At 70.5% G+C, this 25,119-nt stretch carries 22 protein-coding genes and 1 riboswitch; of the genes, 16 read left to right on the top strand and 6 right to left on the bottom strand.

Annotated features, from left to right (window positions below):
* Positions 1 to 152 precede the first annotated feature (152 nt).
* From ACIRHA_RS13820 to ACIRHA_RS13805, 4 genes are all read left to right on the top strand, one after another.
* Positions 153 to 1,514 (top strand): M16 family metallopeptidase, encoded by a 1,362-nt coding sequence (locus ACIRHA_RS13820; protein WP_403844500.1) that lies wholly within the window; start codon positions 153 to 155, stop codon positions 1,512 to 1,514.
* 17 nt (positions 1,515 to 1,531) lie between these two features.
* Positions 1,532 to 2,899, top strand: coding sequence for a M16 family metallopeptidase (locus tag ACIRHA_RS13815; RefSeq protein ID WP_403844498.1), 1,368 nt, complete (start codon positions 1,532 to 1,534; stop codon positions 2,897 to 2,899).
* A 240-nt stretch (positions 2,900 to 3,139) separates the two neighbouring features.
* Positions 3,140 to 3,302: riboswitch (cyclic di-AMP (ydaO/yuaA leader) on the top strand.
* Positions 3,303 to 3,314: 12 nt separating this feature from the next.
* Complete coding sequence (locus ACIRHA_RS13810; RefSeq protein ID WP_403844193.1) at positions 3,315 to 4,115, top strand: M23 family metallopeptidase; 801 nt, start codon at positions 3,315 to 3,317, stop codon at positions 4,113 to 4,115.
* Between the two features lie 221 nt (positions 4,116 to 4,336).
* A complete protein-coding gene (locus tag ACIRHA_RS13805) occupies positions 4,337 to 5,023 on the top strand; it encodes a GntR family transcriptional regulator (protein WP_403844191.1) in 687 nt (228 codons plus the stop codon).
* Positions 5,024 to 5,205: 182 nt separating this feature from the next.
* Here ACIRHA_RS13805 and ACIRHA_RS13800 read toward each other — a convergent pair whose 3' ends face one another.
* Positions 5,206 to 5,487 (bottom strand): HPr family phosphocarrier protein, encoded by a 282-nt coding sequence (locus ACIRHA_RS13800; RefSeq protein ID WP_030021209.1) that lies wholly within the window; start codon positions 5,485 to 5,487, stop codon positions 5,206 to 5,208.
* A 188-nt stretch (positions 5,488 to 5,675) separates the two neighbouring features.
* Between ACIRHA_RS13800 and ACIRHA_RS13795 the strand changes: the two genes are divergently transcribed.
* From ACIRHA_RS13795 to ACIRHA_RS13780, 4 genes are all read left to right on the top strand, one after another.
* On the top strand, positions 5,676 to 8,516 hold the full coding sequence (locus ACIRHA_RS13795) for a GNAT family N-acetyltransferase (RefSeq protein ID WP_403844189.1): 2,841 nt from the start codon (positions 5,676 to 5,678) through the stop codon (positions 8,514 to 8,516).
* 90 nt (positions 8,517 to 8,606) lie between these two features.
* Positions 8,607 to 9,197, top strand: a complete 591-nt coding sequence (locus tag ACIRHA_RS13790; protein ID WP_403844187.1) for a DUF5998 family protein — start codon at positions 8,607 to 8,609, stop codon at positions 9,195 to 9,197.
* Complete coding sequence (locus tag ACIRHA_RS13785) at positions 9,194 to 10,381, top strand: alkaline phosphatase family protein (RefSeq protein WP_403844185.1); 1,188 nt, start codon at positions 9,194 to 9,196, stop codon at positions 10,379 to 10,381. The genes ACIRHA_RS13790 and ACIRHA_RS13785 overlap by 4 nt, the downstream gene beginning before the upstream one ends.
* A gap of 74 nt (positions 10,382 to 10,455) precedes the next feature.
* Entirely contained in the window at positions 10,456 to 11,106 is a 651-nt protein-coding gene (locus ACIRHA_RS13780; RefSeq protein WP_403844182.1) for a thymidine kinase, read from the top strand.
* Between the two features lie 110 nt (positions 11,107 to 11,216).
* On the opposite strand, the gene ACIRHA_RS13775 is transcribed toward ACIRHA_RS13780, so the two are convergent.
* Positions 11,217 to 11,993 (bottom strand): VOC family protein, encoded by a 777-nt coding sequence (locus tag ACIRHA_RS13775; protein ID WP_403844180.1) that lies wholly within the window; start codon positions 11,991 to 11,993, stop codon positions 11,217 to 11,219.
* A 291-nt stretch (positions 11,994 to 12,284) separates the two neighbouring features.
* Between ACIRHA_RS13775 and ACIRHA_RS13770 the strand changes: the two genes are divergently transcribed.
* The gene (locus tag ACIRHA_RS13770; RefSeq protein ID WP_403844177.1) at positions 12,285 to 13,142 is read left to right on the top strand and encodes a sulfurtransferase; all 858 of its coding nucleotides are present in this window, start codon (positions 12,285 to 12,287) and stop codon (positions 13,140 to 13,142) included.
* A 104-nt stretch (positions 13,143 to 13,246) separates the two neighbouring features.
* On the opposite strand, the gene sepH is transcribed toward ACIRHA_RS13770, so the two are convergent.
* Entirely contained in the window at positions 13,247 to 14,329 is a 1,083-nt protein-coding gene (gene sepH / locus ACIRHA_RS13765) for a septation protein SepH (RefSeq protein ID WP_403844175.1), read from the bottom strand.
* A 519-nt stretch (positions 14,330 to 14,848) separates the two neighbouring features.
* Between sepH and ACIRHA_RS13760 the strand changes: the two genes are divergently transcribed.
* Entirely contained in the window at positions 14,849 to 16,174 is a 1,326-nt protein-coding gene (locus ACIRHA_RS13760) for a hypothetical protein (protein WP_403844173.1), read from the top strand.
* A gap of 31 nt (positions 16,175 to 16,205) precedes the next feature.
* Here the strand turns inward: ACIRHA_RS13760 and ACIRHA_RS13755 are convergent, their stop codons facing one another.
* A complete protein-coding gene (locus tag ACIRHA_RS13755; RefSeq protein WP_403844171.1) occupies positions 16,206 to 17,555 on the bottom strand; it encodes a D-arabinono-1,4-lactone oxidase in 1,350 nt (449 codons plus the stop codon).
* On the bottom strand, positions 17,485 to 18,762 hold the full coding sequence (locus tag ACIRHA_RS13750) for an MFS transporter (protein ID WP_403844168.1): 1,278 nt from the start codon (positions 18,760 to 18,762) through the stop codon (positions 17,485 to 17,487). Before ACIRHA_RS13750 ends, ACIRHA_RS13755 begins: the two co-directional genes overlap by 71 nt.
* A 105-nt stretch (positions 18,763 to 18,867) precedes the next feature.
* On the opposite strand from ACIRHA_RS13750, the gene ACIRHA_RS13745 reads away from it, so the two are divergent.
* Complete coding sequence (locus tag ACIRHA_RS13745; protein ID WP_403844166.1) at positions 18,868 to 20,007, top strand: ferrochelatase; 1,140 nt, start codon at positions 18,868 to 18,870, stop codon at positions 20,005 to 20,007.
* A gap of 85 nt (positions 20,008 to 20,092) precedes the next feature.
* Positions 20,093 to 20,869: an inositol monophosphatase family protein gene (locus ACIRHA_RS13740; protein ID WP_403844495.1), complete on the top strand. Its 777-nt coding sequence runs from the start codon at positions 20,093 to 20,095 to the stop codon at positions 20,867 to 20,869.
* A gap of 138 nt (positions 20,870 to 21,007) precedes the next feature.
* Here the strand turns inward: ACIRHA_RS13740 and ACIRHA_RS13735 are convergent, their stop codons facing one another.
* A complete protein-coding gene (locus ACIRHA_RS13735; protein WP_403844164.1) occupies positions 21,008 to 21,181 on the bottom strand; it encodes a hypothetical protein in 174 nt (57 codons plus the stop codon).
* Between the two features lie 338 nt (positions 21,182 to 21,519).
* Between ACIRHA_RS13735 and ACIRHA_RS13730 the strand changes: the two genes are divergently transcribed.
* The 4 genes from ACIRHA_RS13730 to ACIRHA_RS13715 all read left to right on the top strand — a co-directional run bounded on the left by ACIRHA_RS13730 (position 21,520) and on the right by ACIRHA_RS13715 (position 25,101).
* Positions 21,520 to 22,173, top strand: a complete 654-nt coding sequence (locus tag ACIRHA_RS13730; RefSeq protein ID WP_266714992.1) for a response regulator transcription factor — start codon at positions 21,520 to 21,522, stop codon at positions 22,171 to 22,173.
* Between the two features lie 7 nt (positions 22,174 to 22,180).
* The gene (locus ACIRHA_RS13725) at positions 22,181 to 23,422 is read left to right on the top strand and encodes a sensor histidine kinase (protein ID WP_403844161.1); all 1,242 of its coding nucleotides are present in this window, start codon (positions 22,181 to 22,183) and stop codon (positions 23,420 to 23,422) included.
* Between the two features lie 427 nt (positions 23,423 to 23,849).
* The gene (locus ACIRHA_RS13720) at positions 23,850 to 24,146 is read left to right on the top strand and encodes a DUF4193 domain-containing protein (RefSeq protein WP_018535993.1); all 297 of its coding nucleotides are present in this window, start codon (positions 23,850 to 23,852) and stop codon (positions 24,144 to 24,146) included.
* Positions 24,147 to 24,159: 13 nt separating this feature from the next.
* Entirely contained in the window at positions 24,160 to 25,101 is a 942-nt protein-coding gene (locus tag ACIRHA_RS13715) for a hypothetical protein (RefSeq protein ID WP_403844159.1), read from the top strand.
* Positions 25,102 to 25,119 lie beyond the last annotated feature (18 nt).

Genomic DNA, 25,119 nt, shown 5'->3' with positions numbered 1-25,119 from the left:
TCACGGCGTAGCCCCGGCGGGAACTTCGCCAGGTGCCAGCACGCTTGCATACAGTGGCAGCACTTGCAGCAGTTCAGTGTTCCAGGACTTGCCGCAGTCCAGAGCTCACCGCGTATTCGCGTTGCACCGCGATCGAAGGGACGTACATGCCCATGGGTCACACGGCCACCGCCGAGGCCGGCTCCGGCGGCCTGACAGCGACCGAGCACCGGCTGGCCAATGGCCTGCGTGTGGTGCTCTCCGAGGATCATCTGACCCCGGTCGCGGCGGTCTGCCTCTGGTACGACGTCGGCTCGCGCCACGAGGTCAAGGGCCGTACGGGCCTGGCTCACCTCTTCGAGCACCTGATGTTCCAGGGCTCGAAGCAGGTGCACGGCAACGGGCACTTCGAGTTCGTCCAGGGCGCGGGCGGCTCGCTCAACGGTACGACGAGCTTCGAGCGCACCAACTACTTCGAGACCATGCCCGCCCACCAGCTGGAGCTCGCGCTGTGGCTGGAGGCCGACCGCATGGGCTCGCTCCTGACGGCCCTTGACGACGAGTCGATGGAGAACCAGCGGGACGTAGTGAAGAACGAGCGGCGCCAGCGCTACGACAACGTGCCCTACGGCACCGCGTTCGAGAAGCTGACCGCCCTCATGTACCCCGAGGGGCACCCCTACCACCACACGCCCATCGGCTCCATGGCCGACCTGGACGCGGCCACCCTTGAAGACGCGCGGAACTTCTTCCGCACCTACTACGCGCCCAACAACGCGGTGCTGTCGATCGTCGGCGACATCGACCCCGAGCGGACGCTGGCCTGGGTCGAGCGGTACTTCGGCTCCATCCCGGGCCACGACGGCAAGCCTGCCCCGCGCGACGGCGCGCTCCCGGAGGTCATCGGCGAGCAGCAGCGCGAGGTCGTCGAGGAGGAGGTCCCGGCACGCGCCCTGATGTCGGCGTACCGGCTCCCGCAGGACGGCACGCGCGCGTGCGACGCCGCCGACCTCGCCCTCACCGTTCTGGGTGGCGGCGAGTCCTCGCGGCTGTACAACCGGCTCGTACGCCGTGACCGCACCGCCGTGGCGGCCGGTTTCGGTCTGCTGCGCCTCGCCGGAGCGCCCTCCCTGGGCTGGCTGGACGTGAAGACCTCCGGAGACGTCGAGGTGCCGGTCATCGAGGCCGCCGTCGACGAGGAGCTCGCCCGGTTCGCCGAAGAGGGCCCGAGTCCCGAGGAAATGGAGCGCGCCCAGGCCCAGTTGGAGCGCGAGTGGCTGGACCGCCTGGGCACGGTCGCGGGGCGCGCGGACGAGCTGTGCCGCTACGCCGTCCTGTTCGGCGACCCGCAGCTCGCCCTGACCGCCGTGGGGCGCGTCCTGGACGTGACCGCCGAGGACGTCCAGGAGATCGCCAAGGCGCGGCTGCGCCCCGACAACCGCGCGTCCCTCGTGTACGAGCCGACCGCGCCCGCCGACACCGAGAACGCCGAGAACGCCGAGAACGCCGAGAACGCTGAGGAGGCGGGCCAGTGACCGAGCAGCTCGCGAACATGGACTTCCATCCCCGGCCGCAGGCGGGCGAGCCCAAGCCCTGGGCGTTCCCGGCCCCGGAGCGCGGCGCGCTCCCCAACGGACTGACGGTGCTGCGCTGCCACCGGCCCGGCCAGCAGGTCATCGCCGTGGAGGTGCACCTGGACGCGCCGCTGGACGCCGAACCGAAGGGCCTCGACGGCGTCGCGACGATCATGGCGCGGGCCTTCAACGAAGGCACCGACAAGCACTCCGCCGAGGAGTTCGCCGCCGAGCTGGAGCGCTGCGGCGCCACGATGGACGCGCACGCCGACCACCCCGGCGTCCGTGCCTCCCTCGAAGTGCCGGCCTCCCGCCTGTCCAAGGGGCTCGCCCTCCTGGCCGACGCCCTGCGGGCCCCCGCCTTCACCGACAGCGAGATCGAGCGCCTCGTCCGCAATCGCCTGGACGAGATCCCGCACGAGAGCGCCAACCCGGCCCGGCGCGCCGCCAAGGAGCTCTCCAGGCAGCTCTTCCCGGCCGACGCGCGCGTGTCGCGCCCGCGCCAGGGCACCGAGGAGACCGTCTCGGCCATCGACGCCGCGGCAGTGCGCGCCTTCTACGACCGGCACGTACGCCCCGCCACCGCGACGGCCGTCGTCGTGGGCGACCTGACGGGCATCGACCTGGACGCCCTCCTCGCCGACACGCTCGGCGCCTGGACGGGTGACACCGCCGAGCCGCGCCCCGTGCCGCCGGTCGTCGCCGACGACACCGGTCGCGTGATCATCGTGGACCGCCCGGGCGCCGTGCAGACGCAGTTGCTCATGGGCCGGGTCGGACCGGACAAGCACGACCGTGTGTGGGCCGCGCAGGTCCTCGGCACGTACTGCCTGGGCGGCACCCTCACGTCGCGCCTGGACCGCGTCCTGCGCGAGGAGAAGGGCTACACCTACGGTGTGCGGTCCTTCGCCCAGGTGCTGCGCTCCGCGCCCGACGGCAGCGGCGCCGCGATGCTCGCCATCAGCGGCTCGGTGGACACGCCGAACACCGGGCCCGCGCTCGACGACCTGTGGAAGGTCCTGCGCACGCTGGCGGCCGAGGGGCTCACGGATGCCGAACGGGACACCGCCGTACAGAACTTGGTGGGTGTCGCCCCGCTGAAGTTCGAGACCGCGGGGGCCGTCGCGAGCACCCTCGCCGACCAGGTCGAGCAGCACCTGCCGGACGACTTCCAGGCGCAGGTGTACCGGCAGTTGGCCGCTACGGGCACCGTGGAGGCCACGGCCGCCGTCGTGAGCGCGTTCCCCGCGGACCGTCTGGTCACGATCCTGGTGGGCGACGCCGCGCAGATCGAGGAGCCGGTGAAGGCGCTCGGTATTGGCGAAGTCACTGTGGTCGCCGGCTGAGCTCGTCTCCCGCGGCACCCCACGAAGCCCCGGCGCCGTCACTGGCCGCCGGGGCTTCGTGGCGTCGGTCACGATCATCCATAATCACCACACGTTCCCAAATGTCCGTATTGGCGTAGAGGTTGCCTGTCTGCCCTGTGGCGTGCGCTACAAAAGGCGGGTTCTGTTTGTTGATTCAAAGACGCCCCGCTTAGCGTTCGGTCCGGCTGTTCGCCAGACGTACGTCGCGCCCGCGACACCGGACAGTCATCGCCGAGTCCCCATGGTGCGAGCCAGGGGAGCCGGGGACCCACCGAAGTCCCTGGGGTGAATCGGGCGCTCTTCCCGTAGGGGAGGGAGTCTGTAGGAGACCTTCCTGCTCCGAACCCGTCAGCTAACCCGGTAGGCGAGAAGGAAGGAAAGGACCAGCCACTTCATGGGGTTCACCCGTGCCACCGGGAAGCACCGCCGTCCCAGCCGCCTGACGCGTACCACCGCTCAGTTCGCGGGCGTCGCCGCCATCACCACGACGGGCGTGGTGGGTGGCCTCGCCGCCCCCGCGCTCGCCGCCGACACCGCGACAGTCCCGCACGACGGCCTCACGCAGGCCGTCGCCATCGGCGACTCCCTGGCCGAGCAGATCGACGCGCAGGCCACCGCGCAGCAGAAGGCGGCCGCCAAGGCGAAGGCCGAGGCCGAGGCCAAGAAGAAGGCCGAGGAGGCCAAGCGCAAGGCCGAGGCGGAGGCCAAGAAGCGGGCCGCCGAGAAGGCCGAGAAGGAGCGCGAGGCCAAGGAGCGCGCCGCCCGCGAGGCCGAGCGCAAGCGCCTGAACAGCTTCGTGTCGCCGATATCCGGCTCGTACGTCTCCACCGCCTACCAGGCCGGCAGCGGACTGTGGTCCTCCGGCAGCCACACCGGCATCGACTTCCACGCCTCCAGCGGCACTTCGGTGCACGCGGTCGGCATGGGTACCGTCGTCGAGGCCGGCTGGGGTGGCGCGTACGGCAACAACGTCGTGATCAAGATGAAGGACGGTACGTACACCCAGTACGGTCACATGTCCTCGATCGGCGTCTCCGTCGGCCAGGACGTCACCCCCGGTCAGCAGATCGGCCTCTCCGGAGCCACCGGCAACGTCACGGGCCCGCACCTCCACTTCGAGGCCCGTACCGGCCCCGACTACGGCTCGGACATCGACCCCGTCGCGTACCTGCGACAGCACGGTGTGAACGTCTGACCCGCCAGGCACACTCCACGAAAGCCCCGGCTCATCGAGCCGGGGCTTTCGTGTGCGCGGGTCCGCGGTGTCCAAAAAATATCCCCGGATTCAGTTCTCTCGTCGGAAATTCAAGTCCGGTGGAATAGAGTCACGGGGTAAACGTTCCGGCCGCGTGTCATTCGCGCCCGACCGGGCGTCAATAGACCGCGTGTCGCGGGCATTGAGGCGGAGGTCGAGTCATGCGCATTCCCGCACAGTCGGTATGCACAGCGATCCGCGACGACATCGTCGCCGGCGTGTACGAGCGCGGTGGCAGGCTCACCGAGGAACTGCTCGCGCGTCGCTACGGGGTCTCGCGTGTGCCCGTCCGTGAGGCGCTGCGCACCCTGGAGGCGGAGGGGTTCGTCGTCACGCGCAGGCACGCGGGCGCGTGCGTGGCCGAACCCACCGAGCGGGAGGCGGCCGATCTCCTGGAGATCCGCACGCTGCTCGAACCCATGGCGGCCGCCCGCGCCGCGCAGCGCCGCACGGAGGCGCACCTCAAGGTGCTGCGCGGCCTGGTCAGGCTGGGGCAGGAGCGCTCCAGGCGAGGTCAGAGCGAGGATCTGCGCTCTCTCGGCAGTTGGTTCCACGAGACGCTTACTCAGGCTTCCGGCAGCCCCGGCCTGATCACCCTGCTCACCCAGCTTCGCCACAAGATTGCCTGGATGTACGCCGTGGAGAGCCCGGCCCGGCCGGCCGAGTCCTGGGCCGAGCACGGCGCCATCGTCGACGCCGTGGCGCGGGGTGACGCGGAGCGTTCCCGCGCCCTGACCGTCCTGCATGCGGAGCGGGCGGCGGCCGCCCACAGGCTGCGCGTGCCCCGCGCGGGCGAGCGCGTGAGGACTTCGCAACATGCAGTCAACACGGTGGGTCGCCAGCTTTAACAAAAGCGCCGTATACAAAGAAGTGCACTATTCGGCGAATGAATCGAATGAGGTGCGGATCAATTCCAGCTGCCTGGTTCCTCCTATTCTCTGTTGCCCAATTCGTGTCGCAATGGTGAACGAAAAAGCCGCGCGTCCCTCTTCGGGGCGCGCGGCTCAGCCGTACTGCTTTTGCCTTTGTGTCAGACGGTCTCGGGAAGCTCCTCGAGCCCCTCGGCGACCAGCTTCGCCAGACGGTCGAGCGCGGCGTCCGCGCCCTCGGCGTCGGAGGCCAGCACGATCTCCTCGCCGCCCTGCGCGCCCAGGCCGAGCACGGCCAGCATGGAGGCGGCGTTGACGGGGTTGCCGTCGGCCTTGGCGATCGTCACGGGAACGCCGGCCGCCGTGGCAGCGCGGACGAAGATGGAAGCGGGGCGGGCGTGGAGGCCCTCGGCCCAGCCGACGTTGACGCGGCGCTCAGCCATGTGATGCTGCCCTTCAGGTGTCTCACGGTTGTCTAGACCAGTGTTCCATATCGTAAGGCGTGCGTGACGCGGACCCAGGTCCTCGCCGGCACGGCCCTTCGGTCCTCCATAGGGTGCCTTCCGTACGCACGGGCCGCGACCCGTACGACAGGCCGTCATCTGTCAGTGCCCGGCCCTACTCTTGCGGCATGGAGACCCCGTCGGACCGGCATGAGTATCCCGCCCACTGGGAGGCCGACGTAGTGCTGCGCGACGGCGGCACCGCGCGGATCAGGCCCATCACGACCGCGGACGCCGAGCATCTGACCAGCTTCTACGAGCAGGTCTCGGACGAGTCGAAGTACTACCGCTTCTTCGCGCCCTACCCACGACTGTCCGCCAAGGACGTGCACCGCTTCACCCATCACGACTACGTGGACCGGGTCGGTCTCGCGGTCACGGTGGGCGGCGAGTTCATCGCCACGGTGCGCTACGACCGGATCAACGCGCAGGGCCTGCCGGCGACCTCCCCGGCCGACGAGGCGGAGGTCGCCTTCCTCGTGCAGGACGCCCACCAGGGCCGAGGCGTCGCATCGGCGCTCCTGGAGCACATCGCGGCCGTCGCCCGCGAGCGCGGCATCCGCCGGTTCGCCGCCGAGGTACTGCCCGCCAACAGCAAGATGATCAAGGTGTTCCGGGACGCCGGATACACGCAGAAGCGCAGCTTCGAGGACGGCGTCGTCCGCCTGGAGTTCGATATCGAGCCCACGGAGGCGTCGCTCGCTGTGCAGCACGCGCGCGAGCAGCGCGCCGAGGCCCGCTCGGTGCATCGCCTGCTCGCGCCCGGCTCAGTCGCCGTGATCGGCGTGGGGCGTGCGGCCGGAGGAGTGGGCCGCAGCGTTCTCGACAACCTGAAGGACGCGGGTTTCACGGGGCGCCTGTACGCGGTGAACCAGGCGTTCGAACATGACGTCACCGAGATCGACGGCGTGCCCGCCCACCGCTCCGTACGCGACATCGACCCGGCCGCCCCGGTCGACCTGGCCGTCGTCGCCGTGCCCGCCCCGGACGTCCCCGAGGTCGTCGCCGAGTGCGGAGAGCGCGGCGTGCAGGGCCTCGTCGTGGTCTCCGCCGGCTACGCCGAGAGCGGGGAGGAGGGCCGCGAGCGCCAGCGTGCCCTGGTCCGCCAGGCCCGCAGCTACGGGATGCGCATCGTCGGTCCGAACGCCTTCGGAATCGTCAACACCTCACCGGAGGTACGGCTCAACGCCTCGCTCGCCCCCGAGATGCCGCGCCCCGGACACATCGGCCTGTTCGCCCAGTCCGGCGCCATCGGCATCGCGCTCCTGTCCCGCCTGCACCGCAGGGGCGGGGGCGTCACCGGGGCCAGCGGGGTCTCCACGTTCGTCTCAGCGGGCAACCGCGCGGACGTCTCCGGGAACGATGTCCTGCAGTACTGGTACGACGACGCGGACACCGACGTCGCCCTGATGTACCTCGAATCGATCGGCAATCCCCGCAAGTTCACCCGCCTCGCCCGCCGCACCGCCGCCGCCAAGCCCCTGGTGGTCGTGCAGGGCGCCAGGCACAGCGGCATCGCTCCGACGGGACACGCGGTGCGGGCCACCCGCCTCCCGTACGCCACCGTGTCCGCACTGCTGCGCCAGGCGGGGGTCATCCGGGTCGACACGATCACGGAACTCGTGGACACCGGCCTCCTGCTGGCCCGCCAGCCGCTGCCCGAGGGGCCACGCGTCGCCATCCTGGGCAACTCGGAGTCGCTCGGCCTCCTGACGTACGACGTGTGCCTCTCCGAAGGGCTGCGCCCCAAGCCGCCGCTGGACCTGACGACGGCCGCGTCCGCCGCCGACTTCCGGGCCGCTCTGGAGCAGGCATTGGCCGACGAGAAGACGGACGCCGTCGTGGTCACCGCGATCCCCGCTGTGGGGGAGGGCCCCTCGGAGGACGCGGAACTCGCGGCCGCGCTGAGTGCGGCCGCCGCCACCGGGCCCACGAAGCCGGTACTCGTCGTCCACGTCGAGCTCGGTGGCCTCGCGGAAGCACTCTCCGCCGCGGCCAGTACAGGGCCCAACGCGCCCGACACGCCACCGCAGCGAGCCACCCACGAAACGGCCTCGGAGGAGCCGCCGCCTCCCGCGGAGGCGGCGACCGCCCCGCGCCTCATCCCCGCCTACCCGGCCGCCGAGCGCGCCGTCCGCGCGCTCTCCCAAGTGGCCAAGTACGCCCAGTGGCGACGCGACGCGGCCGCACCCGGCAAGGTGCCCGAGTACGACGCCGTCGACGAGCAGGGGGCCGCCGAGCTCATCACGGAACTGCTCGCCGAGGAGGGCGACCCGCGAGGCTCCGACCTCGCCCCGGAGGACGCCCGCGCCCTGCTGTCCCGCTACGGCATCGACGTACGCGGCACGCTGCCCGCGCCCGGCCCGGACGAGGCCGCGGCGGCGGCACGCGCGCTCGGCTACCCGGTGGCCCTGAAGACGACGGCCCCGCACCTGCGGCACCGCCCCGACCTCGGCGGCGTACGCCTGGACCTGGCCGGTGAGGGAGAGCTGCGGCGCGCCTACGAGGACCTGACCCAGCGGCTCGGCAAGCCCGCCGAACTGCGGCCGGTCGTGCAGGCGATGGCACCGCGCGGAGTCGACACCGTCGTACGCGCCGTCATAGACCCGGCCGCGGGCGCCGTGCTCTCCTTCGGGCTCGCCGGAGCCGCCTCCGAGCTGCTCGGTGACACCGCGCACCGCTTGATCCCGGTGACCGACAAGGACGCGCAGGCGATCGTGCGGTCCATCAAGACATCCCCGATCCTGTTCGGCTGGCGCGGCGCGGCACCGGTCGACACGCCCGCGCTCGAAGAGCTGCTGCAGCGGGTGTCGCGCCTCGTCGACGACCACCCCGAAGTCGTCGGCGTCGCCCTCGAACCCGTCGTCGTGGCGGAGCGCGGCCTGACGGTCCTCGGCGCCTCCGTCCGGCTCGCGCCGCCGCCCGCCCGCGACGACCTCGGCCCGCGCACCCTGCCCGCCGCGTACTGAACCACCTCGCAGCCACCCCGCACGGAGCCCTCACGGAGAGTTATCCACAGGGGCATCGGCAGTCTCTTCACGGGCCTTAGGATGGACCCCATGGCCAAGACCAGTACGACGACCCAAGGGCTGCGAGCGGCGATCGAGCGCAGCGGCTACTACCCGGCTCTTGTGGCCGAGGCGGTGGAGGCCTCGGTCGGCGGCGAGCCGATCTCGTCGTATCTGGTGCACCAGGAGACCACGTTCGATGCGAACGAGGTCCGCCGTCATGTCACCGTCCTGGTCCTGACCGACAGCCGCTTCATCGTCAGCCACACCGACGAGCAGGCGGCCGACAGCACGTCCCCGACGTCGTACGCGACGACGTCGACGGAGTCCGTGCAGATCGGCCGGATCTCGTCGGTCGTGCTCAGCCGCGTCGTCGCCAATCCGGAGAAGTACGTCCCTGGGTCGCTGCCCCGCGAGGTCGTCCTCACCATCGGCTGGGGCGCCGTGTCCCGCATCGACATGGAGCTGGCGACCTGCGGCGACCCCAACTGCGAGGCGGACCACGGATACACGGGCAGTACGACCGCGGACGACCTGAGCCTGCGCGTCAGCGAGGCCGGGGACGGCCCGGAGACCGTGCGCCAGGCACTCACCTTCGCCCAGTCCCTCTCCGAGGCCATCGCGGACGCGGGCCGCCGATGACGCAGGCCGCCTGGGACGATGTAGAGCCGCTGCCCGTCCACTCCGCTCCCGTCCCGGCGTACGGCACCGGATCCCTCGCGGATCTGCTGCCCACCATCGGCGCCCACCTGGGCGTGCCCGGCTGTACCGTCGGCATCCCCGAGCTGCAGCCGGTCGACCGCGCCTGCGTGTTCCTGATCGACGGCCTGGGATGGGAGCAGCTCAGGGCGCACCCGGACGAGGCCCCGTTCCTCAGTTCGCTCATATCGTCCTCGCGCGGCGGCACCGGCCGCCCCATCACCGCGGGCTACCCGGCGACCACCGCGACCTCTCTCGCTTCCGTGGGCACCGGCCTTCCTCCCGGCGCGCACGGCCTGCCCGGTTACACCGTGCGCAACCCGGACACCGGCGAGCTGATGAACCAGCTCCGCTGGAACCCCTGGACGAAGCCGAGGACCTGGCAGCCGTACCCCACGATCTTCCAGCGCGCCCACGAGTCGGGCGTTCACACGGCACAGGTATCCGCGCCGCACTTCGAGTCGACTCCCCTCACCAAGATCGCCCTCAGCGGCGGCACGTTCCACGGCCGCCTCTCCGGCGAGGACCGCATGGACCTGGCCGCCGAGCAACTGGCCGCGGGGGACCGGTCGCTCGTCTACACGTACTACAGCGAGGTCGACGGCAAGGGGCACCGCTTCGGCGTGGACTCCGACCCCTGGCGCGGCCAGCTCATGTACGTCGACCGCCTCGCGCAGCGCCTCGCCGAGCAACTGCCGCCGCGCAGCGCCCTGTACGTCACCGCGGACCACGGCATGGTCGACATCGCCTTCGACGAGCAGTCCCGCATCGACTTCGACGACGACTGGGAACTGGGCGCGGGCGTCGCCCTGTTGGGCGGCGAGGGCCGCGCCCGCCATGTGTACGCGGTGCCGGGCGCTGCGGGCGACGTGCTCACGGTGTGGCGCGAGGTGCTCGGCGAGCAGTTCTGGATCGCCTCGCGCGACGAGGCCATCGCGGCCGGCTGGTTCGGTCCACAGGTTGATCAACGTGTGTACGACCGACTCGGCGACGTCATCGCCGCGGCCCGTGACGACGTGCTCCTCATCGCCTCGAGAAGCGAGCCGAAGGAATCCCTGATGGTCGGCAACCACGGCTCGATGACGCCGGCGGAGCAGCTCGTACCGCTGTTGGAAGTGCGGTCCTGACCACACCGGGCACACTGGCCTCACCGGCCACTTCGGCAACCCCCTCACGTCACGCGAAAGGTGCTCAACTCCCCATGTCCGAGCTGGTGTTCTTCTCCGGAACGATGGACTGTGGGAAGTCGACCCTCGCTCTGCAGATCGAGCACAACCGCTCGGCGCGCGGCCTCCAGGGCCTCATCTTCACCCGCGACGACCGGGCGGGGGAGGGCAAGCTCTCCTCGCGCCTCGGGCTGGTCACGGACGCCGTGGAGGTCGCGGACGACCTGGATGTCTACGCGTACGTGGTCGACCATCTCTCGCACGGCGGCAGGGTGGACTACCTGATCGCGGACGAGGCGCAGTTCCTCGCGCCGGAGCAGATCGACCAGCTCGCCCGCGTCGTCGACGAGCTGGAACTGGACGTCTTCGCCTTCGGCATCACGACCGACTTCCGCTCCAAGTTGTTCCCCGGCTCGCAACGTCTGGTCGAACTGGCCGACCGCGTAGAGGTGTTGCAGGTGGAGGCGCTGTGCTGGTGCGGCGCCCGCGCCACGCACAACGCCCGCACGGTCAACGGCGCGATGGTCGTCGAAGGCGCCCAGGTCGTCGTCGGCGACGTGAACCACATGGCGGACGAGATCGGCTACGAGGTGCTGTGCCGACGGCACCATCGGCGGCGGATGACGAGCGCCACGGCGCACGCGGCGGCGCTCTCCCCGGACGTGCTGCCGGTCGGGTCGGCCTGAGCGAAACGCGGGCCCCGGGAAGCGTAGGCCCTGGGAAGCTCACGCCCGGGAAGCGCAGGCCCTGGGATAGTTCACGCCCCGGGGGACGCACGTCCCGGGAAACGCCCCGCCTAGGCGGTCGGCGACGCCACGACCGAGAACTCCGCGCCCTCCGGATCCGCCACCGTGGCCACCCGCCCGTGCGAGCCCTCGCGGGCGGCGGACACCACGTGGCCACCCAGGTCGGCGACGCGTTCCACGGCCTCGTCCACATCGTCGACCGTGAAGTACGTCATCCAATGCGGACCCTGGTCGCGGGGCAGGGCGTGGCCGACGCCGTGCACGGAGGCCACGGGGCGGTCCGCCAGGTGCAGCGTCAGGAAGTCGAAGTCGGCGGAGACGACGGCCTCTTCGGTGTATCCGAAGACCGCCTGGTAGAACTTCGCGACGCTCGCGGTCTCCCGCGTCACCAGCTCGTTCCACGCCATCGCGCCCGGCACCCCGGTCACCGCCGACCCCCCGTGCTCAGCGGCCTGCCAGATCCCGAACACCGCGCCCGCGGGGTCGGAGCCGATCGCCATCCGGCCGGCTTCCCCGGCGTCCAGCGGGCCCACGCCCACCGTGCCGCCGCAGTGCCGTACGGTCTCGGCCGTCGCGTCCACGTCGTCCGAGGCCATGTAGGGGGTCCAGGCGATCGGCAGCTGGCGGTCGGGCGGCAGCTGGCCGATCCCGGCGACCTCCTTGCCGTTGAGGAGCGCCCTCGCGTACGGGCCGAGCTGTTGTGGGCCGGGCCTGAACTCCCAGCCGAACAGCGCCCCGTAGAACTCCTGGGTCGCGGCCATGCCGTGCACCATCAGGCTCACCCAGCAAGGGGTGCCCGGTGCGCGCCGGGCTGCTGCCTCGGTCATCGTCACTCTCTCCTCGGAACGGAACCCTCGGGGCCCGCGGCTCGGATCCCAGTGTCAGGCGGCGCCCGTATGCCAGGTGGCGCCCGTGCCGATAGTGGCACTCGGTGCCGTGCGACGCTCTTCGGCCGCGCCGAAACCATCGGACTCCCCGTGGAGGATGCCAGAAACGGTGTTTCGCATACGTTTCGGTGCCACGGCCCAGCCACGTCCGGTCAAAATACGCTCGGTAGTCGATCGAGCACGCTATACGACCAGGAGCGCGCAGGCCAGAGCGTGAGCAAGGATGGACCCATGAATGCCATCATCTCCGCATCCGAACTCGCGAGCGAGTTGACGGGTGAACGGCCCCCTGTGCTGCTCGACGTCCGCTGGCGGCTCAGCCTCGCCACGTCCGCGGGGGCGCCCGCGTTCGACGGCCGTGCCGAGTACGCGGCGGGCCATGTCCCGGGCGCGGTCTACGTCGATCTCGACACGGAACTCGCTGGTCACGCGGACCCCGGCGACGGTCGGCACCCCTTGCCCGAGGTGTCCGTATTCGGCGCGGCGATGCGCGCGGCCGGCGTCTCCGCGGACCGCGATGTCGTTGTATACGACGGCGGTCAGGGCTGGGCCGCTGCGCGCGCCTGGTGGCTGTTGCGCTGGACGGGTCACCCGTCCGTGCGGGTACTCGACGGCGGGCTTGACGCCTGGGACGGGCCTCTGGAGACCAAGGCTCCAGCGCCGCAGCCGGGCAGCTTCGAGCCTGCACCCGGTGCCACCGGACTGCTCGACGCGGACGCAGCCGCGGCCCTGGCCCGCTCCGGCCTGCTTCTGGACGCTCGCGCCGCCGAGCGCTACCGCGGTGACGTGGAGCCCATCGACCGCGTGGGCGGCCACATCCCCGGCGCCGTGTCCGCCCCGACCACGGAGAACGTCGGTGACGACGGGCGCTTCCGTCCGGCCGCCGAGCTCGCGGAGCGCTTCAAGTCCCTTGGCGCGAACGGTGATCCGGGCCAGGTCGGCGTCTACTGCGGCTCAGGTGTCTCGGCCGCGCACGAGATCCTGGCGCTCGCCGTGGCGGGCATCGACGCCCAGCTGTACGTCGGCTCCTGGTCCCAGTGGTCCGCCGACGAGGCGCGCCCGGTGGCTACGGGACCGGATCCGCAGTAGCCGTACCTACGTAGAGGGGGCCCGCGCCGACTGAACGGCGCGGGCCCCCTCTACGTACAAGAGCTTGCTACTCGTGGTGCAAGAGCCCGTGATGCAAGAAGTGGCTACTCCTGCTTCTTGCGGCGCGTACCGAAGACGATCTCGTCCCAACTCGGCACTGCTGCGCGGCGGCCGGGGCGTACGCCGTCGGCCTCCGCCTGGCGGTCGGTGGTGCCGGTGAGGCGGTCACGATGGCCGGCGACGGCGCGAGGCATCAGGATGTCCGCGTACGCCGATCCGGCCCCGGCGGACGCCGCGGGCGCCGCCGGCTCCTCCACCTCGGCGGCCGCGGGCGGCTCGGACTCCTCCTGCGGCGGCTCGGGGGCCACGGCGGGACGCTCGGGCACCGCGAGGTCGCCGCGGTAGCTGGGCACGGCCTCCAGGAGGCTGGTCAGCGAGTCGCGCTCCGCTGGGGCGGACGAGGTGATCGCCGGCAGCTCGGTCTCCTCGGGCTCCGGCTCCATGGGCGGCGCGGGCCGCTCGAGCTGCCGGTCCAGGGCGCGGTCGAGGGGGCGGTCCCTGGGCAGCCGGGCGATGCGCGGCACGAACGGGAACGTGGGTTCGGGCGTGCCGATGTCGTCGGACTCGCCGATCAGTGAGCGCGCCTCGTCGTCCACGGCCTGGACCAGCCTGCGGGGCGGGTCGTACGTCCAGCTCGCCGAGTGCGGTTCGGCCGCGACCCGGTAGACGAGCAGGACCTCCCAGGTGCCGTCGTCCCGGCGCCAGGAGTCCCACTGGACCGAGTCCTTGTCGGCGCCGCGCAGCACGAGCCGCTCCTGCACCGCCTCGCCCAGTTGGGGTCCGGCGTTCTCGCCGGGGCGGCGCACGGGGGTCTTTCTGGCGCGCTCGGCCATGAACGCGCGCTCCGCGAGCACGGGGCCCTCGAAACGGCGCACCCGGTCGACCGGGATGCCGGCGAACTGCGCGACCTCTTCAGCGGTCGCGCCTGCCCGTATACGCGCCTGAATGTCGCGCGGGCGGAGGTGGCTCTCCACCTCGATCTCGATCTGGCCGAGGCGCGGACGGTCGCCACGTACGGCGGCCCGGAGGCGCTCGTCGATCGGCAGCGTGTACTCCGTGCTGTCCGCAGCCTTCAGCACCAGCCGTGTGCCGTCGTTAGAGACGGCCACGACACGCAGTTCGGGCATGGGGACCTCCCGGGTGGTGCCTGCCGACGTCACGTGCGTCGCTGCTTCCGCTAGTCGAGTGTGGCCTGCCCGGGTGCAGCCTGCCACAACCTTGCCGAGTTGCCCGGCGTGTCGGGCATGGGCCCTGGTTCGCCGTTATGGCACGGTTACCTATTCGCAACGCTAAGTGACGGACTCCGTCACCCTGTGCAGCGAACCCCCCTCCCCACGGTCCTGGCAGGACTCGAGCACCTGGCGGGAGACCGGACCCAGGGCTCGCAACAGTACTCCATTCGGGCCACTTGCGTGGATCGGCACGCTGTCGAAGTTCTCTCGGGGGGCGGGAGTTGGGGCCGAGGTTCTCCGATCCCGGCGGGTGATGTGTGGGGTCCGCGTGTTCTGCTTCACGAAATCTCCGAAACCGGAACTGATCCCTCCTCCGATACGTCCTTTCTCGTGTGTCCTAGGGAGTTCGCTTACTCTTGGGGGCTTCGTTGGGCCATGGGTGGTTTTGTCGAGAAAGGCAGGCAAGTTCCGATAATGGGCAAGAGGCCGGAGATATCCGAGGACATACCCGAGGACATGGAGGAGGAGCCCAAGGGGAAGCGGCTGGATCTGAGCGTCCCGCAGGTGGCGGGCAGTGCGATCGCCGCCGTCGTGGCCGCGAAGCTCGCCTCGGGTCTCGGTGTCTACGGGACGATCCTCGGCGCCGGCGTGGTCAGCGCGCTGGCCACCTGCGGTGGCACGCTCTTCCAGCACTTCTTCAAGCGCACCGGAGAGCAGATACGTGACGTCAAGGGGGGCGTGAAGCCGAAGGCCCGGCGGGTGCCGGTGACGGCGGAGGGCAGGCCCGTACCCCGTACGTTCCGCTCGGACTCCTCGATGGACGCCACGAGTTCCATGGTCACGGGCTCCGAGCCGCCCGCGGCGCGACCGGCCACGACGGCGTTGCCGACCACCACGACCTGGGGGACGCGGAAGGCACCGGTCGCGGATGCCGATGAGACGACGGCGCTGCCGCAGGTCTCTGCTGTCGAGCAGGTCACCGCCATGGAACAGGTCACGTCTATGGAGCAGGTCTCCACCACCGCCACCGACGGGACCCAACTGCTCGACACGGGCGCCGTGGCCGACCTCCTGCCCGACGAGGACACCGACAAGACGCAACTGCTGGGTGCCGCGGGTGCGGCCGCCGCGGCCGATCCCGAGAAGACCCAGCTGATCAAGCCGGAGACCGTCGACGTGGCCACGCGGATGCTGCGTGTCCCGGATGGTGAGTACGCCGACGACGGCGCGGACCTCGACGAAGAGTTCACCCAGGGCACCGTGCACCGTTCGCGCGTCAAGAGCTGGAAGCGGCCGCTGATCGCCGCGGCGCTCGTGTTCGGCGTCACCATGGGCGGCATCACGACGTACGAACTGGTGTCGGGCCACACCTTCGGTGGTGGACGCGGCACGACCATCGGCGACGCCTTCAAGGGGCGCAGTTCCTCGTCCGGCGGCGACACCACTCCGGACACCGCCCCGACGCCGTCCGACGGCAGTGACACCGGCTCGGACACCGGTACGCAGCAGAACGACGACTCCGGCGCCACTACGCCGGACCCGAACGCGACGTCGACGACGGGCGACACCGGCGGCTCCGACAGCGGCTCGGACTCCGGTTCGGACAGCGGGTCGTCCGACTCGGGTTCGGACTCGGGCTCCGGTTCGGATGCCGACTCCGGCTCGGACAGCGGGTCTTCGGACTCCGGTTCGGACTCGGGCTCCGACAGCGGCTCGGACTCCGGTTCGGACAGTGGCAGCACCACCAACCCGACCACCGCGCCCACGCGGGGCTCGGACGTCCAGCCGCAGTCGGAGTGACCCGATGCAGATCCCTCCGGGGGCTGCCGGGTCAGTCGCCGAGGACCCGCCGCAGATAGGCATTGCCGAACACGCGGTCCGGGTCCAGGCGGTCGCGCAGCGCCGTGAACTCGCCGAAGCGCGGGTACGCGCGCGCGAAGTAGTCCGCGTCGCGCGTGTGCATCTTGCCCCAGTGCGGGCGCCCCTCGTGGGCGGTGAGGATCTGCTCGGCCGCGGTGAAGTACCGGTGGTACGGCGTCCCCTTGTACATGTGCACGGCTACGTAGGCGGTGTCGCGGTCGGACGCCGTGGACAGCGCGATGTCGTCGGCCGGGGCGGTACGGACCTCCACGGGGAAGCTGATCCGCAGGCGTGAGCGGTCGACCATGGACTTCAACTCCCGCAACGTGTCCACGAGGGCCGCGCGCGGAACCGCGTACTCCATCTCCACGAAGCGCACGCGGCGCGGTGATGTGAAGACCTTGTAGGGGATGTCCGTGTACGTCCGGGAGGACAGTGCTCGGCTGGAGACCTTGGCGATCGACGGGATCGTGGCGGGCACGGCGCGGCCGATCGAATTGACCACCTGGAACAGACCGTTGGAGAGCAGCTCGTCCTCGACGAAGCCGCTGAGTTTCGAGACGGGGGCCTCCGGGCCCGCGCTGCGGTTGTTGCGCTTGGTGTTGCAGCTGCCCGTGTGCGGGAACCAGTAGAACTCGAAGTGCTCGTTCTCCGCGTGCAGCTCCTCGAAGTCCGTGAGTACCCGGTCGAGGGACATCGGCTCCTCGCGCGCGGAGAGCAGAAAGATCGGCTCCACGGCGAAGGTGATCGCCGTGATGATGCCGAGGGCGCCGAGACCGATGCGGGCGGCCGCGAAGACGTCGGGGTTCTCCTTCTCGGAACAGGCGAGGAGTTCTCCGCTCGCCGTGACCAGTTCAAGTCCCTTGATCTGCGCGGCGATCGACGCGGAGTCGCGCCCCGTGCCGTGCGTGCCGGTGCTGGTGGCGCCGGAGACCGTCTGCTCCATGATGTCGCCCATGTTCGTGAGCGACAGGCCCTCGCGGGCCAGGGCCATATTGAGTCGCTTGAGCGGTGTACCGGCCTCGACCGTGACGGTCCCGTTCGCCCGGTCAATGCTGCGGATCCCGGTCAACAGTTGAGGGCGTATCAATACCCCGTCGGTCGCAGCCGCCGCGGTGAAGGAGTGGCCCGAACCGACGGCCTTCACCTTCAGGCCGTCCTCCGCGGCGCTGCGCACCGCCGCCGTCAGCTCTTCGACGGACGCGGGCGTCACCTCGCGCACGGGGCGTGCCGTGACGTTCCCCGCCCAGTTACGCCAGGCTTCGCTGCTCCTCCGGCTGCCCGTCCGCGTCCCCGGCGTGCCCGTCTGTGCCCTGCTCATCGGTGTTTCCTCCCCGCTGCGGAACAACCGGCCGCTTCAGCCGGCGATAGCCGAGGAGCCCGACGATGACCGCGACGGCGCCGGATACCCCCGGCACCGCGTACCCGGCCCCCGCACCGGCCGCGTCGATCACCCAGCCGGCCACGGAGGAACCGAGCGCGACGCCGACCGAGAGTCCGGTGCTCACCCAGGTCATGCCCTCGGTCAGCTTCGCGCGTGGTACGTGCTGCTCGACGAGGGCCATCGTCGTGATCATCGTCGGTGCGACGGACAGGCCCGCGACGAAGAGCGCCACGGCCAGGAGTGGCAGGTTCCCGACCAGTTGGAGGGGGATCATACTCACGGCCATCGTGACGACACCCACCAGCCACCTGGGAGCGGGCGCTCCCTTGAAGTGCAGCAGGCCGAACAGCGCGCCCGCGAGGCAGGAGCCGGTCGCGTAGACGGCGAGCACCACGCTGGCCATCGACTTGTGGCCGAGGTCCTCGGCGTACGCCACCGTGACGACGTCGATCGACCCGAAGATCGCCCCCGTCGCGACGAAGGTCGCCACCAGAACCTGCAAGCCACGCGCGCGGAGCGCCGATCCGCGACTGTGCTGTTCACGCGGGTGCGGTACCGGTTCCGTGGCCCGCTGCGACGTCAGCCAGAAGACACCGGTCGCGAGGAAACAGCCGGCAAGAAGGGGGCCCGCCTCCGGGAACCACACCGTGGACAGTCCGATCGAGATGATCGGCCCGAAGACGAAGCACACCTCGTCCAGCACCGACTCGAAGGAGTACGCGGTGTGCAGCTGCCGCGGGATGTCGCCGTACAGAGCCGCCCACCGTGACCGGATCATCGAGCCGACGCTCGGGACGCAGCCGACGAGCGCCGCGCACGCGAACAGGGTCCAGTCCGGCGCCGTGTACTTCGCACACAGCAGGAGACCGGTGACGGCGACGAGAGAGACCAGAGTGGCCGGCCGCAGCACCCGGCGCTGGCCGTGCCGGTCGACGAGCCGGGAGATCTGTGGCCCGATCAGCGCTGCGGACAGCGCCACGGTCGCGGACAGGGCGCCGGCGAGCCCGTAGCGCCCGGTCAGCTGGGAGACCATCGTGACGATGCCGATGCCCATCATGGACAGGGGCATCCGGCCCAGGAGCCCGGCCGCGGAGAAGCTCTTGGTTCCGGGCAGGGCGAATATGGCGCGGTAGGGGCTGGGCAACTCGACTCCGGTAAGGCGTAAAAGCAGTGGATACAGCTTACGTGTGCCGCGGCCCGGGCACACGCGGTTTTCCGCCTGTCAGTGCCGGGTGGGAGGATCGAAGACATGCCAGACGCGCACGCTGCCAGCCTCGATGCCCGCCCCTACGACGCCCTGCTGCTGCTCTCGTTCGGTGGCCCGGAGGGTCCCGACGACGTCGTCCCGTTCCTGGAGAACGTGACGCGCGGCCGGGGCATCCCCAAGGAGCGGCTCAAAGAGGTCGGGCAGCACTACTTCCTGTTCGGCGGGGTCAGCCCGATCAACGACCAGAACAGGGCCCTGCTCGACGCCCTGCGCAAGGACTTCGCCGACCACGGCCTGGAACTGCCGGTCTACTGGGGCAACCGGAACTGGGCGCCGTACCTGACGGACACGCTGCGCGAGATGGTCACCGACGGCCACCGCCGCATCCTCGTTCTCGCCACCAGCGCCTACGCCTCGTACTCGGGCTGCCGCCAGTACCGCGAGAACCTCGCGGAGGCGCTCGCCGCCCTGGAGGCCGAGGGCCTGGAACTGCCGAAGATCGACAAAATGCGGCACTACTTCAACCACCCCGGCTTCGTGCGCCCCATGATCGAGGGCGTTCTGAAGTCCCTCGCGGATCTCCCCGAGGACGTTCGCGCCGGCGCCCACATCGCCTTCACCACGCACTCCATCCCGAACGCGGCGGCCGACACCTCCGGGCGGACCGAGGAGCACGGCGACGGGGGCGCGTACGTGAAGCAGCACCTGGACGTCGCGCAGCTCATCGCCGACGCGGTGCGCGAGGAGACCGGCGTCGCCCACCCCTGGCGGCTCGTCTACCAGTCGCGTTCCGGCGCTCCGCACATCCCGTGGCTCGAGCCCGACATCTGCGACCACTTGGAGGAGCGCCACGCGGCGGGCGTACCGGCCGTCGTCATGGCGCCCATCGGCTTCGTCTCCGACCACATGGAGGTCCTCTACGACCTCGACACGGAGGCCGAGGCGAAGGCCGCGGAGCTGGGCCTCCCGGTGCGCCGCTCCGCCACCGTGGGAGCCGACCCGCGCTTCGCCGCCGCCGTACGGGAGTTGGCCCTGGAGCGGGCCGCCACCGAGAGCGGCAGGAACGTCACGCCTTGCGCGCTGGGCGCCCTCGGCGCGAGCCACGACCTGTGCCCCGTGGGCTGCTGCCCCGCACGTACCCCCAAGCCGGCCGCCGCCGGCTCCGACAGCCCGTACGCGTAAGGACAGTGACGTGACCGATTCCCAGGCCCCCAGGGCCACCGAGGCCGCCCACACCGCCGGCGACCTCGCGTCCCTCAAGGCGGAACTGCTCGAGATCGCCCTGGAGGCGGCGGCGCGGGCCGGCGTGTTCCTGCGCGACGGCAGGCCCGAGGACCTCGGCGTCGCCGCCACCAAGACGAGCGCCGTCGACGTCGTCACCGAGATGGACATCGCCTCCGAGAAGCTGATCACCGACTACCTGGCCGAGCGCCGCCCCGACGACGGGGTGCTCGGCGAGGAGGGCTCCTCGGTGGAGGGCACCAGCGGCATCCAGTGGGTGATCGATCCCATCGACGGCACCGTCAACTACCTCTACGGGCGCCCGGATTGGTCCGTCTCCATCGCGGCCCGCAAGGACGGCGAGACGCTCGTCGGCGTCGTCGCCGCCCCGATGCGCGCCGAGACCTACCGCGCCGTCCTCGGCGAGGGCGCCTTCGTGAACGACCGCCCCGCGCACACGCGCGTGGCGCCGCCCCTCGAGCAGGCGCTGGTCGGTACCGGCTTCGGCTACCTGGAGTCGCGCCGCGCCCGCCAGGCCGAGGTGCTCGGTCAGCTGGTGCCGCGCGTGCGTGACATCCGGCGCGGCGGCTCGGCCGCCATCGACCTGTGCGACGTGGCGCTCGGCCGCATGGACGCGTACTACGAACGCGGCCTGAACCCCTGGGACTTCGCGGCCGGCGACCTTATCGCGCGCGAGGCGGGCGCCCTCACCGGCGGCCGCCCGGGGGAGCCGCTCTCGCCGGAGCTGACCGTCGCGGCGCCCCCCGGCGTCTTCGAGCCCCTCCAGAATTGGCTGGAAGAGCTCGGCGCCTGGCACGACTGACCGTCCCGGCTCACGGCACGCGAGCGAACGGCACACGAAAGCTCACGGCACACGAAAGCTCACGGCACACGAAAGGGCCCCGGCGCCCGCCTGGATCGAACCAGGCGCCGGGGCCCTCCTGCGTGCATCAGACGTGCATCAGACGCTCGAGGCGTGAACCTCCACGCCGTGCTCGGCGGCGAGGCGGTGGAGGTCGTCCAGCTCGCCCTGCTCGACCTCGGCAAGGAAGTCGTCACCGGTCTCGCGCGCCCGCGTCAGGTCGGTCTCGGCCGCCTTGATGCGCTGCAGAAGTCCTGCGGTGAATGCGTCCATGGTTGCGCCCCCTCGTCCTGGGTCGTGGGTCGATGGCACGGGGGTGTGCCCTTGGAAGGGGCGATCACGTCCCGAGCCGTCCTGGCGGAGAGCGGGCTCGACAGCGGCTCGTGGCATGCCACATACAAAGCGTGATCGCGGATGTACAGCCGTCCTCCCCAAGGTCCCTTCCGGAGAAACCTCGACCTACCCAGAAAATCCCGCATTCCCCGGGGCGCCGTCCGTCTTACAGCCGGTTTATGGCCGAAAGGGGCAGGATGGTGACCACAGCCCCACACCCGACCTGCCCGCGTACCCGAGAAACGTGCCGGTGGGCGACCAGAGGAAGGACAAACGACGTGCGCGTACTCGTCGTCGAGGACGAGCAACTGCTCGCCGATGCGGTGGCCACCGGACTCCGCCGGGAGGCCATGGCCGTCGACGTCGTGTACGACGGTGCGGCCGCCCTGGAGCGCATCGGCGTCAACGACTACGACGTGGTCGTCCTCGACCGCGATCTTCCGCTTGTGCACGGCGACGACGTCGCCCGCAAGCTCGTCGAGCTGGGCATGCCCACCCGCATCCTCATGCTGACGGCCTCCGGTGACGTCAGCGACCGCGTGGAGGGCCTGGAGATCGGGGCGGACGATTACCTCCCCAAGCCCTTCGCGTTCAGCGAGCTGACGGCCCGTGTACGGGCTCTCGGGCGGCGTACGAGCATGCCGCTGCCGCCCGTGCTCGAGCGCGCGGGGATCAAGCTCGACCCGAACCGCCGCGAGGTGTTCCGGGACGGCAAGGAGATCCAGCTCGCTCCCAAGGAGTTCGCGGTCCTCGAGGTGCTGCTGCGCAGTGAAGGCGCTGTCGTCTCGGCCGAGCAGCTCCTGGAGAAGGCCTGGGACGAGAACACGGACCCGTTCACGAACGTCGTGCGGGTCACCGTGATGACCCTGCGCCGCAAGCTGGGCGAGCCCGCCGTCATCGTCACCGTGCCCGGCTCGGGCTACCGGATCTGATCCCTAGATGGCCGCCGCACCCGCGCCACCCTCTCCGGCGCCACCGAAACCGACATGGAAGCCCGGGACGAAGGCGGAGCCGCCCTTCCCCTGGCTCCGCCCGACCATCCGGATACGGCTCACGCTGCTGTACGGCGGCATGTTCCTCATCGCGGGCATCCTGCTGCTCTCGATCATCTACCTGCTGGCCGCGCAGGCCCTCGACGTGGGCGGCGATCTGCCGTTCAAGGTCACCGACGGGCATGTCATCAGCACCAGCTGCAATTTCCCGTCGGGGAACATCTCGGCGAGCGAGCTGAACGATCTGATGAACGCCTGCGTCAACAAGCAGCGCCAGCATGCTCTCGACGTGCTCCTCAGCCGCTCCCTGATGGCCCTGATGGGCCTCGCCGTCATCGCCTTCGCCTTCGGCTACGCCATGGCGGGCCGCGTCCTGTCCCCGCTCGGCCGGATCACGCGCACCGCGCGCAGGGTCGCCGGCACGGACCTGACGCGCCGGATCGAGCTGGACGGACCGGACGACGAGCTGAAGGAGCTGTCGGACACCTTCGACGAGATGCTGGACCGCCTGGAGCGCGCCTTCACGGCGCAGCAGCGCTTCGTCGGCAACGCCTCCCACGAGCTGCGTACGCCGCTCGCGATCAACCGCACCCTCCTGGAGGTGCACCTCTCCGACCCGGGCGCACCTGTGGAGCTCCAGCAGCTCGGCAAGACACTGCTCGCCACGAACGAGCGCAGTGAGCAGCTCGTGGAGGGCCTGCTGCTGCTCGCCCGCAGCGACAACCAGATCGTCGAGCGCAAGCCCGTGGACCTGGCGGAGGTCGCCTCGCGGGCGATCGACCAGGCCAGGGCCGAGGCCGACGAGAAGAGCGTGGAGATCCGCGGTGAGTGCAAGGAAGCGGTGATCCAGGGCAACGGTGTGCTTCTGGAGCGCATCGCCCTGAACCTCGTACAGAACGCGGTTCGCTACAACATCCCCGAAGGGGGATGGGTGGAGGTGGACACGGAGGCCCAGCACGGCCAGGCGGTCCTGGTGGTCGCGAATACGGGTCCCGTGGTCCCCGCGTACGAGATCGACAACCTCTTCGAACCGTTCAGGCGGCTGCGCACCGAGCGCACCGGCAGCGACAAGGGGGTGGGCCTCGGGCTCTCCATCGCCCGGTCCGTCGCGCGCGCCCACGGCGGCCGCATCACGGCCGAGCCACGTGAGGGGGGTGGGCTCGTGATGCGGGTCACCCTGCCGATCTAGGCCGGTTCAACGTGCGTCGCGCGCAGGGATCTGACATGCTTCCGCCGACGCGCTGGGGACGTTCGCTTTTGGCTGAATTTTCCGGACCTGCGCCGGAGATTGCCGTGTGTGATCGATCACATGGGCATTTTTTCGGCCGTCCACTCTCCGTGATCGCAAAAGCCGTGTGAAAGCCGGGAAAGTCCGGGTTTTCGGGCGCCTTGATCACGGGAAGTACACGGGGTGGCACCTGTGCAGTGCGGCAATCGGACCGTGTACGGTCCCGTTCGCCACCCAAGACGATCACTCGTGAGGGATCCAGTTGGGTGTCGATTGAGTAACAGACCTTGATGTGAGGCAAAATCTCCGCCTCAGGTCGGGCACAAGTCCGGCCTCTCATGCGTTACGGCGCATGAGACACCGCAGACACCCAGAGGGGGAGAGCGACATGGCAACGGATTACGACACCCCACGCAAGACGGATGACGACCTCAACGAAGACAGCATTGAGGAACTGAAGTCGCGGCGTAACGACAAGTCGGCGTCGAACGTCGACGTGGACGAGTTCGAGGCGGCGGAGGGCCTGGAGCTTCCGGGCGCCGACCTCTCGAACGAGGAACTGGCCGTCCGTGTCCTGCCCAAGCAGCAGGACGAGTTCACCTGCATGAGCTGCTTCCTGGTGCACCACCGCAGCCAGCTCGCGCGGGAGAAGAACGGGCAGCCCATCTGCCGCGACTGCGACTGAGGGCGGGTCGGGCATGACCAGCTCGACCCCGCCCTGGAAGCGCCGCTCCCGCAACAAGAAGGACCGCGGGACGGCTCAAGGCCCGTCAGAGGCCGTGCGTGACGACGAGCGAGGCTCTTTCCCAGGAGCACCTGGTGTACCCGGTGCCCCCGGAGAAGACGCCTCGCTCGAATCGGCGGACGACCACGAGTCGACGGGCGACCTGCCGGTGGCCCCGGTGGCCGGCGGCGACGGCACGCGCAGAGGCGGCGCCGTCGCGAGAGGTGCCAGAACAGCCAGAGCAGCCAGAACGGGGCTGGCCAAGAGCGGCGCGGCCGCCAAGGCCTCGATCGGCTACCTCGCCGATCGCATCATCGAGAACGCGCCGCGGGTTCCCGTGCGGGACCTGGCGACCCTCCGCGAGCAGTTCCCCGGTCTCGACCCGGAACGGCTCGCGGACAAGCTGGTGACGGGCGCGGCCGCCGCCACATCCACCGTGGGCGCGGGGATCGGCGCCGCCGCGATGCTGCCCGTTCCGCCCGCGATGCCGACCGAACTGGCCGCGGAAGTGACCGGCGTGGCCGCGATCGAGCTCAAGCTGATCGCCGAGCTGCACGAGGTCTACGGACTACGCCCGCCAGGGAACCTGAAGGCCCGTAGCGGTGCCTATCTGACCGCATGGACGGAAGAGCGCGGCATCGACGTGGCGAAGCCGGACACGGTCAACGCGGCGCTCGGCGGTCAGATGAAGCGCGAGCTGCGGCAGCAGATCATGAAGCGGACGGTGCGGAACCTTCCGAGCCTGACACCGTTCATGATCGGTGCGGCCGTGGGGGCGTTCATGAACCGGCGTGACACCAGGAAACTGGCCGACCGGGTACGCCAGGACCTGCGGCGACACCAGATTCCCTGGGAGGCGCTGAACGAACAGCCGCGCCTGGAGGAGCCGCCCGACGCCCTGGAGATCGGGGCCTGAGTCCGCCCTCGTCGGGCG

Source organism: Streptomyces sp. NPDC102360, assembly GCF_044766085.1.
In the GTDB taxonomy this organism is placed as follows: Bacteria; Actinomycetota; Actinomycetes; order Streptomycetales; family Streptomycetaceae; genus Streptomyces.
The sequence above is the reverse complement of the archived record's forward strand: the minus strand, read 5'-3'. Positions and strand labels throughout refer to the sequence as shown.

What these genes read in the sequence shown, in the direction of transcription:
- ACIRHA_RS13820 (WP_403844500.1), top strand. Translation starts at nt 153, where the DNA reads ATGGGTCACACGGCCACCGCCGAGGCCGGCTCCGGCGGCCTGACAGCG.
- ACIRHA_RS13815 (WP_403844498.1), top strand. Translation starts at nt 1,532, where the DNA reads ATGGACTTCCATCCCCGGCCGCAGGCGGGCGAGCCCAAGCCCTGGGCG.
- ACIRHA_RS13810 (WP_403844193.1), top strand. Translation starts at nt 3,315, where the DNA reads ATGGGGTTCACCCGTGCCACCGGGAAGCACCGCCGTCCCAGCCGCCTG.
- ACIRHA_RS13805 (WP_403844191.1), top strand. Translation starts at nt 4,337, where the DNA reads ATGCGCATTCCCGCACAGTCGGTATGCACAGCGATCCGCGACGACATC.
- ACIRHA_RS13800 (WP_030021209.1), bottom strand. Translation starts at nt 5,487, where the DNA reads ATGGCTGAGCGCCGCGTCAACGTCGGCTGGGCCGAGGGCCTCCACGCC.
- ACIRHA_RS13795 (WP_403844189.1), top strand. Translation starts at nt 5,676, where the DNA reads ATGGAGACCCCGTCGGACCGGCATGAGTATCCCGCCCACTGGGAGGCC.
- ACIRHA_RS13790 (WP_403844187.1), top strand. Translation starts at nt 8,607, where the DNA reads ATGGCCAAGACCAGTACGACGACCCAAGGGCTGCGAGCGGCGATCGAG.
- ACIRHA_RS13785 (WP_403844185.1), top strand. Translation starts at nt 9,194, where the DNA reads ATGACGCAGGCCGCCTGGGACGATGTAGAGCCGCTGCCCGTCCACTCC.
- ACIRHA_RS13780 (WP_403844182.1), top strand. Translation starts at nt 10,456, where the DNA reads ATGTCCGAGCTGGTGTTCTTCTCCGGAACGATGGACTGTGGGAAGTCG.
- ACIRHA_RS13775 (WP_403844180.1), bottom strand. Translation starts at nt 11,993, where the DNA reads ATGACCGAGGCAGCAGCCCGGCGCGCACCGGGCACCCCTTGCTGGGTG.
- ACIRHA_RS13770 (WP_403844177.1), top strand. Translation starts at nt 12,285, where the DNA reads ATGAATGCCATCATCTCCGCATCCGAACTCGCGAGCGAGTTGACGGGT.
- sepH (WP_403844175.1), bottom strand. Translation starts at nt 14,329, where the DNA reads ATGCCCGAACTGCGTGTCGTGGCCGTCTCTAACGACGGCACACGGCTG.
- ACIRHA_RS13760 (WP_403844173.1), top strand. Translation starts at nt 14,849, where the DNA reads ATGGGCAAGAGGCCGGAGATATCCGAGGACATACCCGAGGACATGGAG.
- ACIRHA_RS13755 (WP_403844171.1), bottom strand. Translation starts at nt 17,555, where the DNA reads ATGAGCAGGGCACAGACGGGCACGCCGGGGACGCGGACGGGCAGCCGG.
- ACIRHA_RS13745 (WP_403844166.1), top strand. Translation starts at nt 18,868, where the DNA reads ATGCCAGACGCGCACGCTGCCAGCCTCGATGCCCGCCCCTACGACGCC.
- ACIRHA_RS13735 (WP_403844164.1), bottom strand. Translation starts at nt 21,181, where the DNA reads ATGGACGCATTCACCGCAGGACTTCTGCAGCGCATCAAGGCGGCCGAG.
- ACIRHA_RS13725 (WP_403844161.1), top strand. Translation starts at nt 22,181, where the DNA reads ATGGCCGCCGCACCCGCGCCACCCTCTCCGGCGCCACCGAAACCGACA.
- ACIRHA_RS13720 (WP_018535993.1), top strand. Translation starts at nt 23,850, where the DNA reads ATGGCAACGGATTACGACACCCCACGCAAGACGGATGACGACCTCAAC.
- ACIRHA_RS13715 (WP_403844159.1), top strand. Translation starts at nt 24,160, where the DNA reads ATGACCAGCTCGACCCCGCCCTGGAAGCGCCGCTCCCGCAACAAGAAG.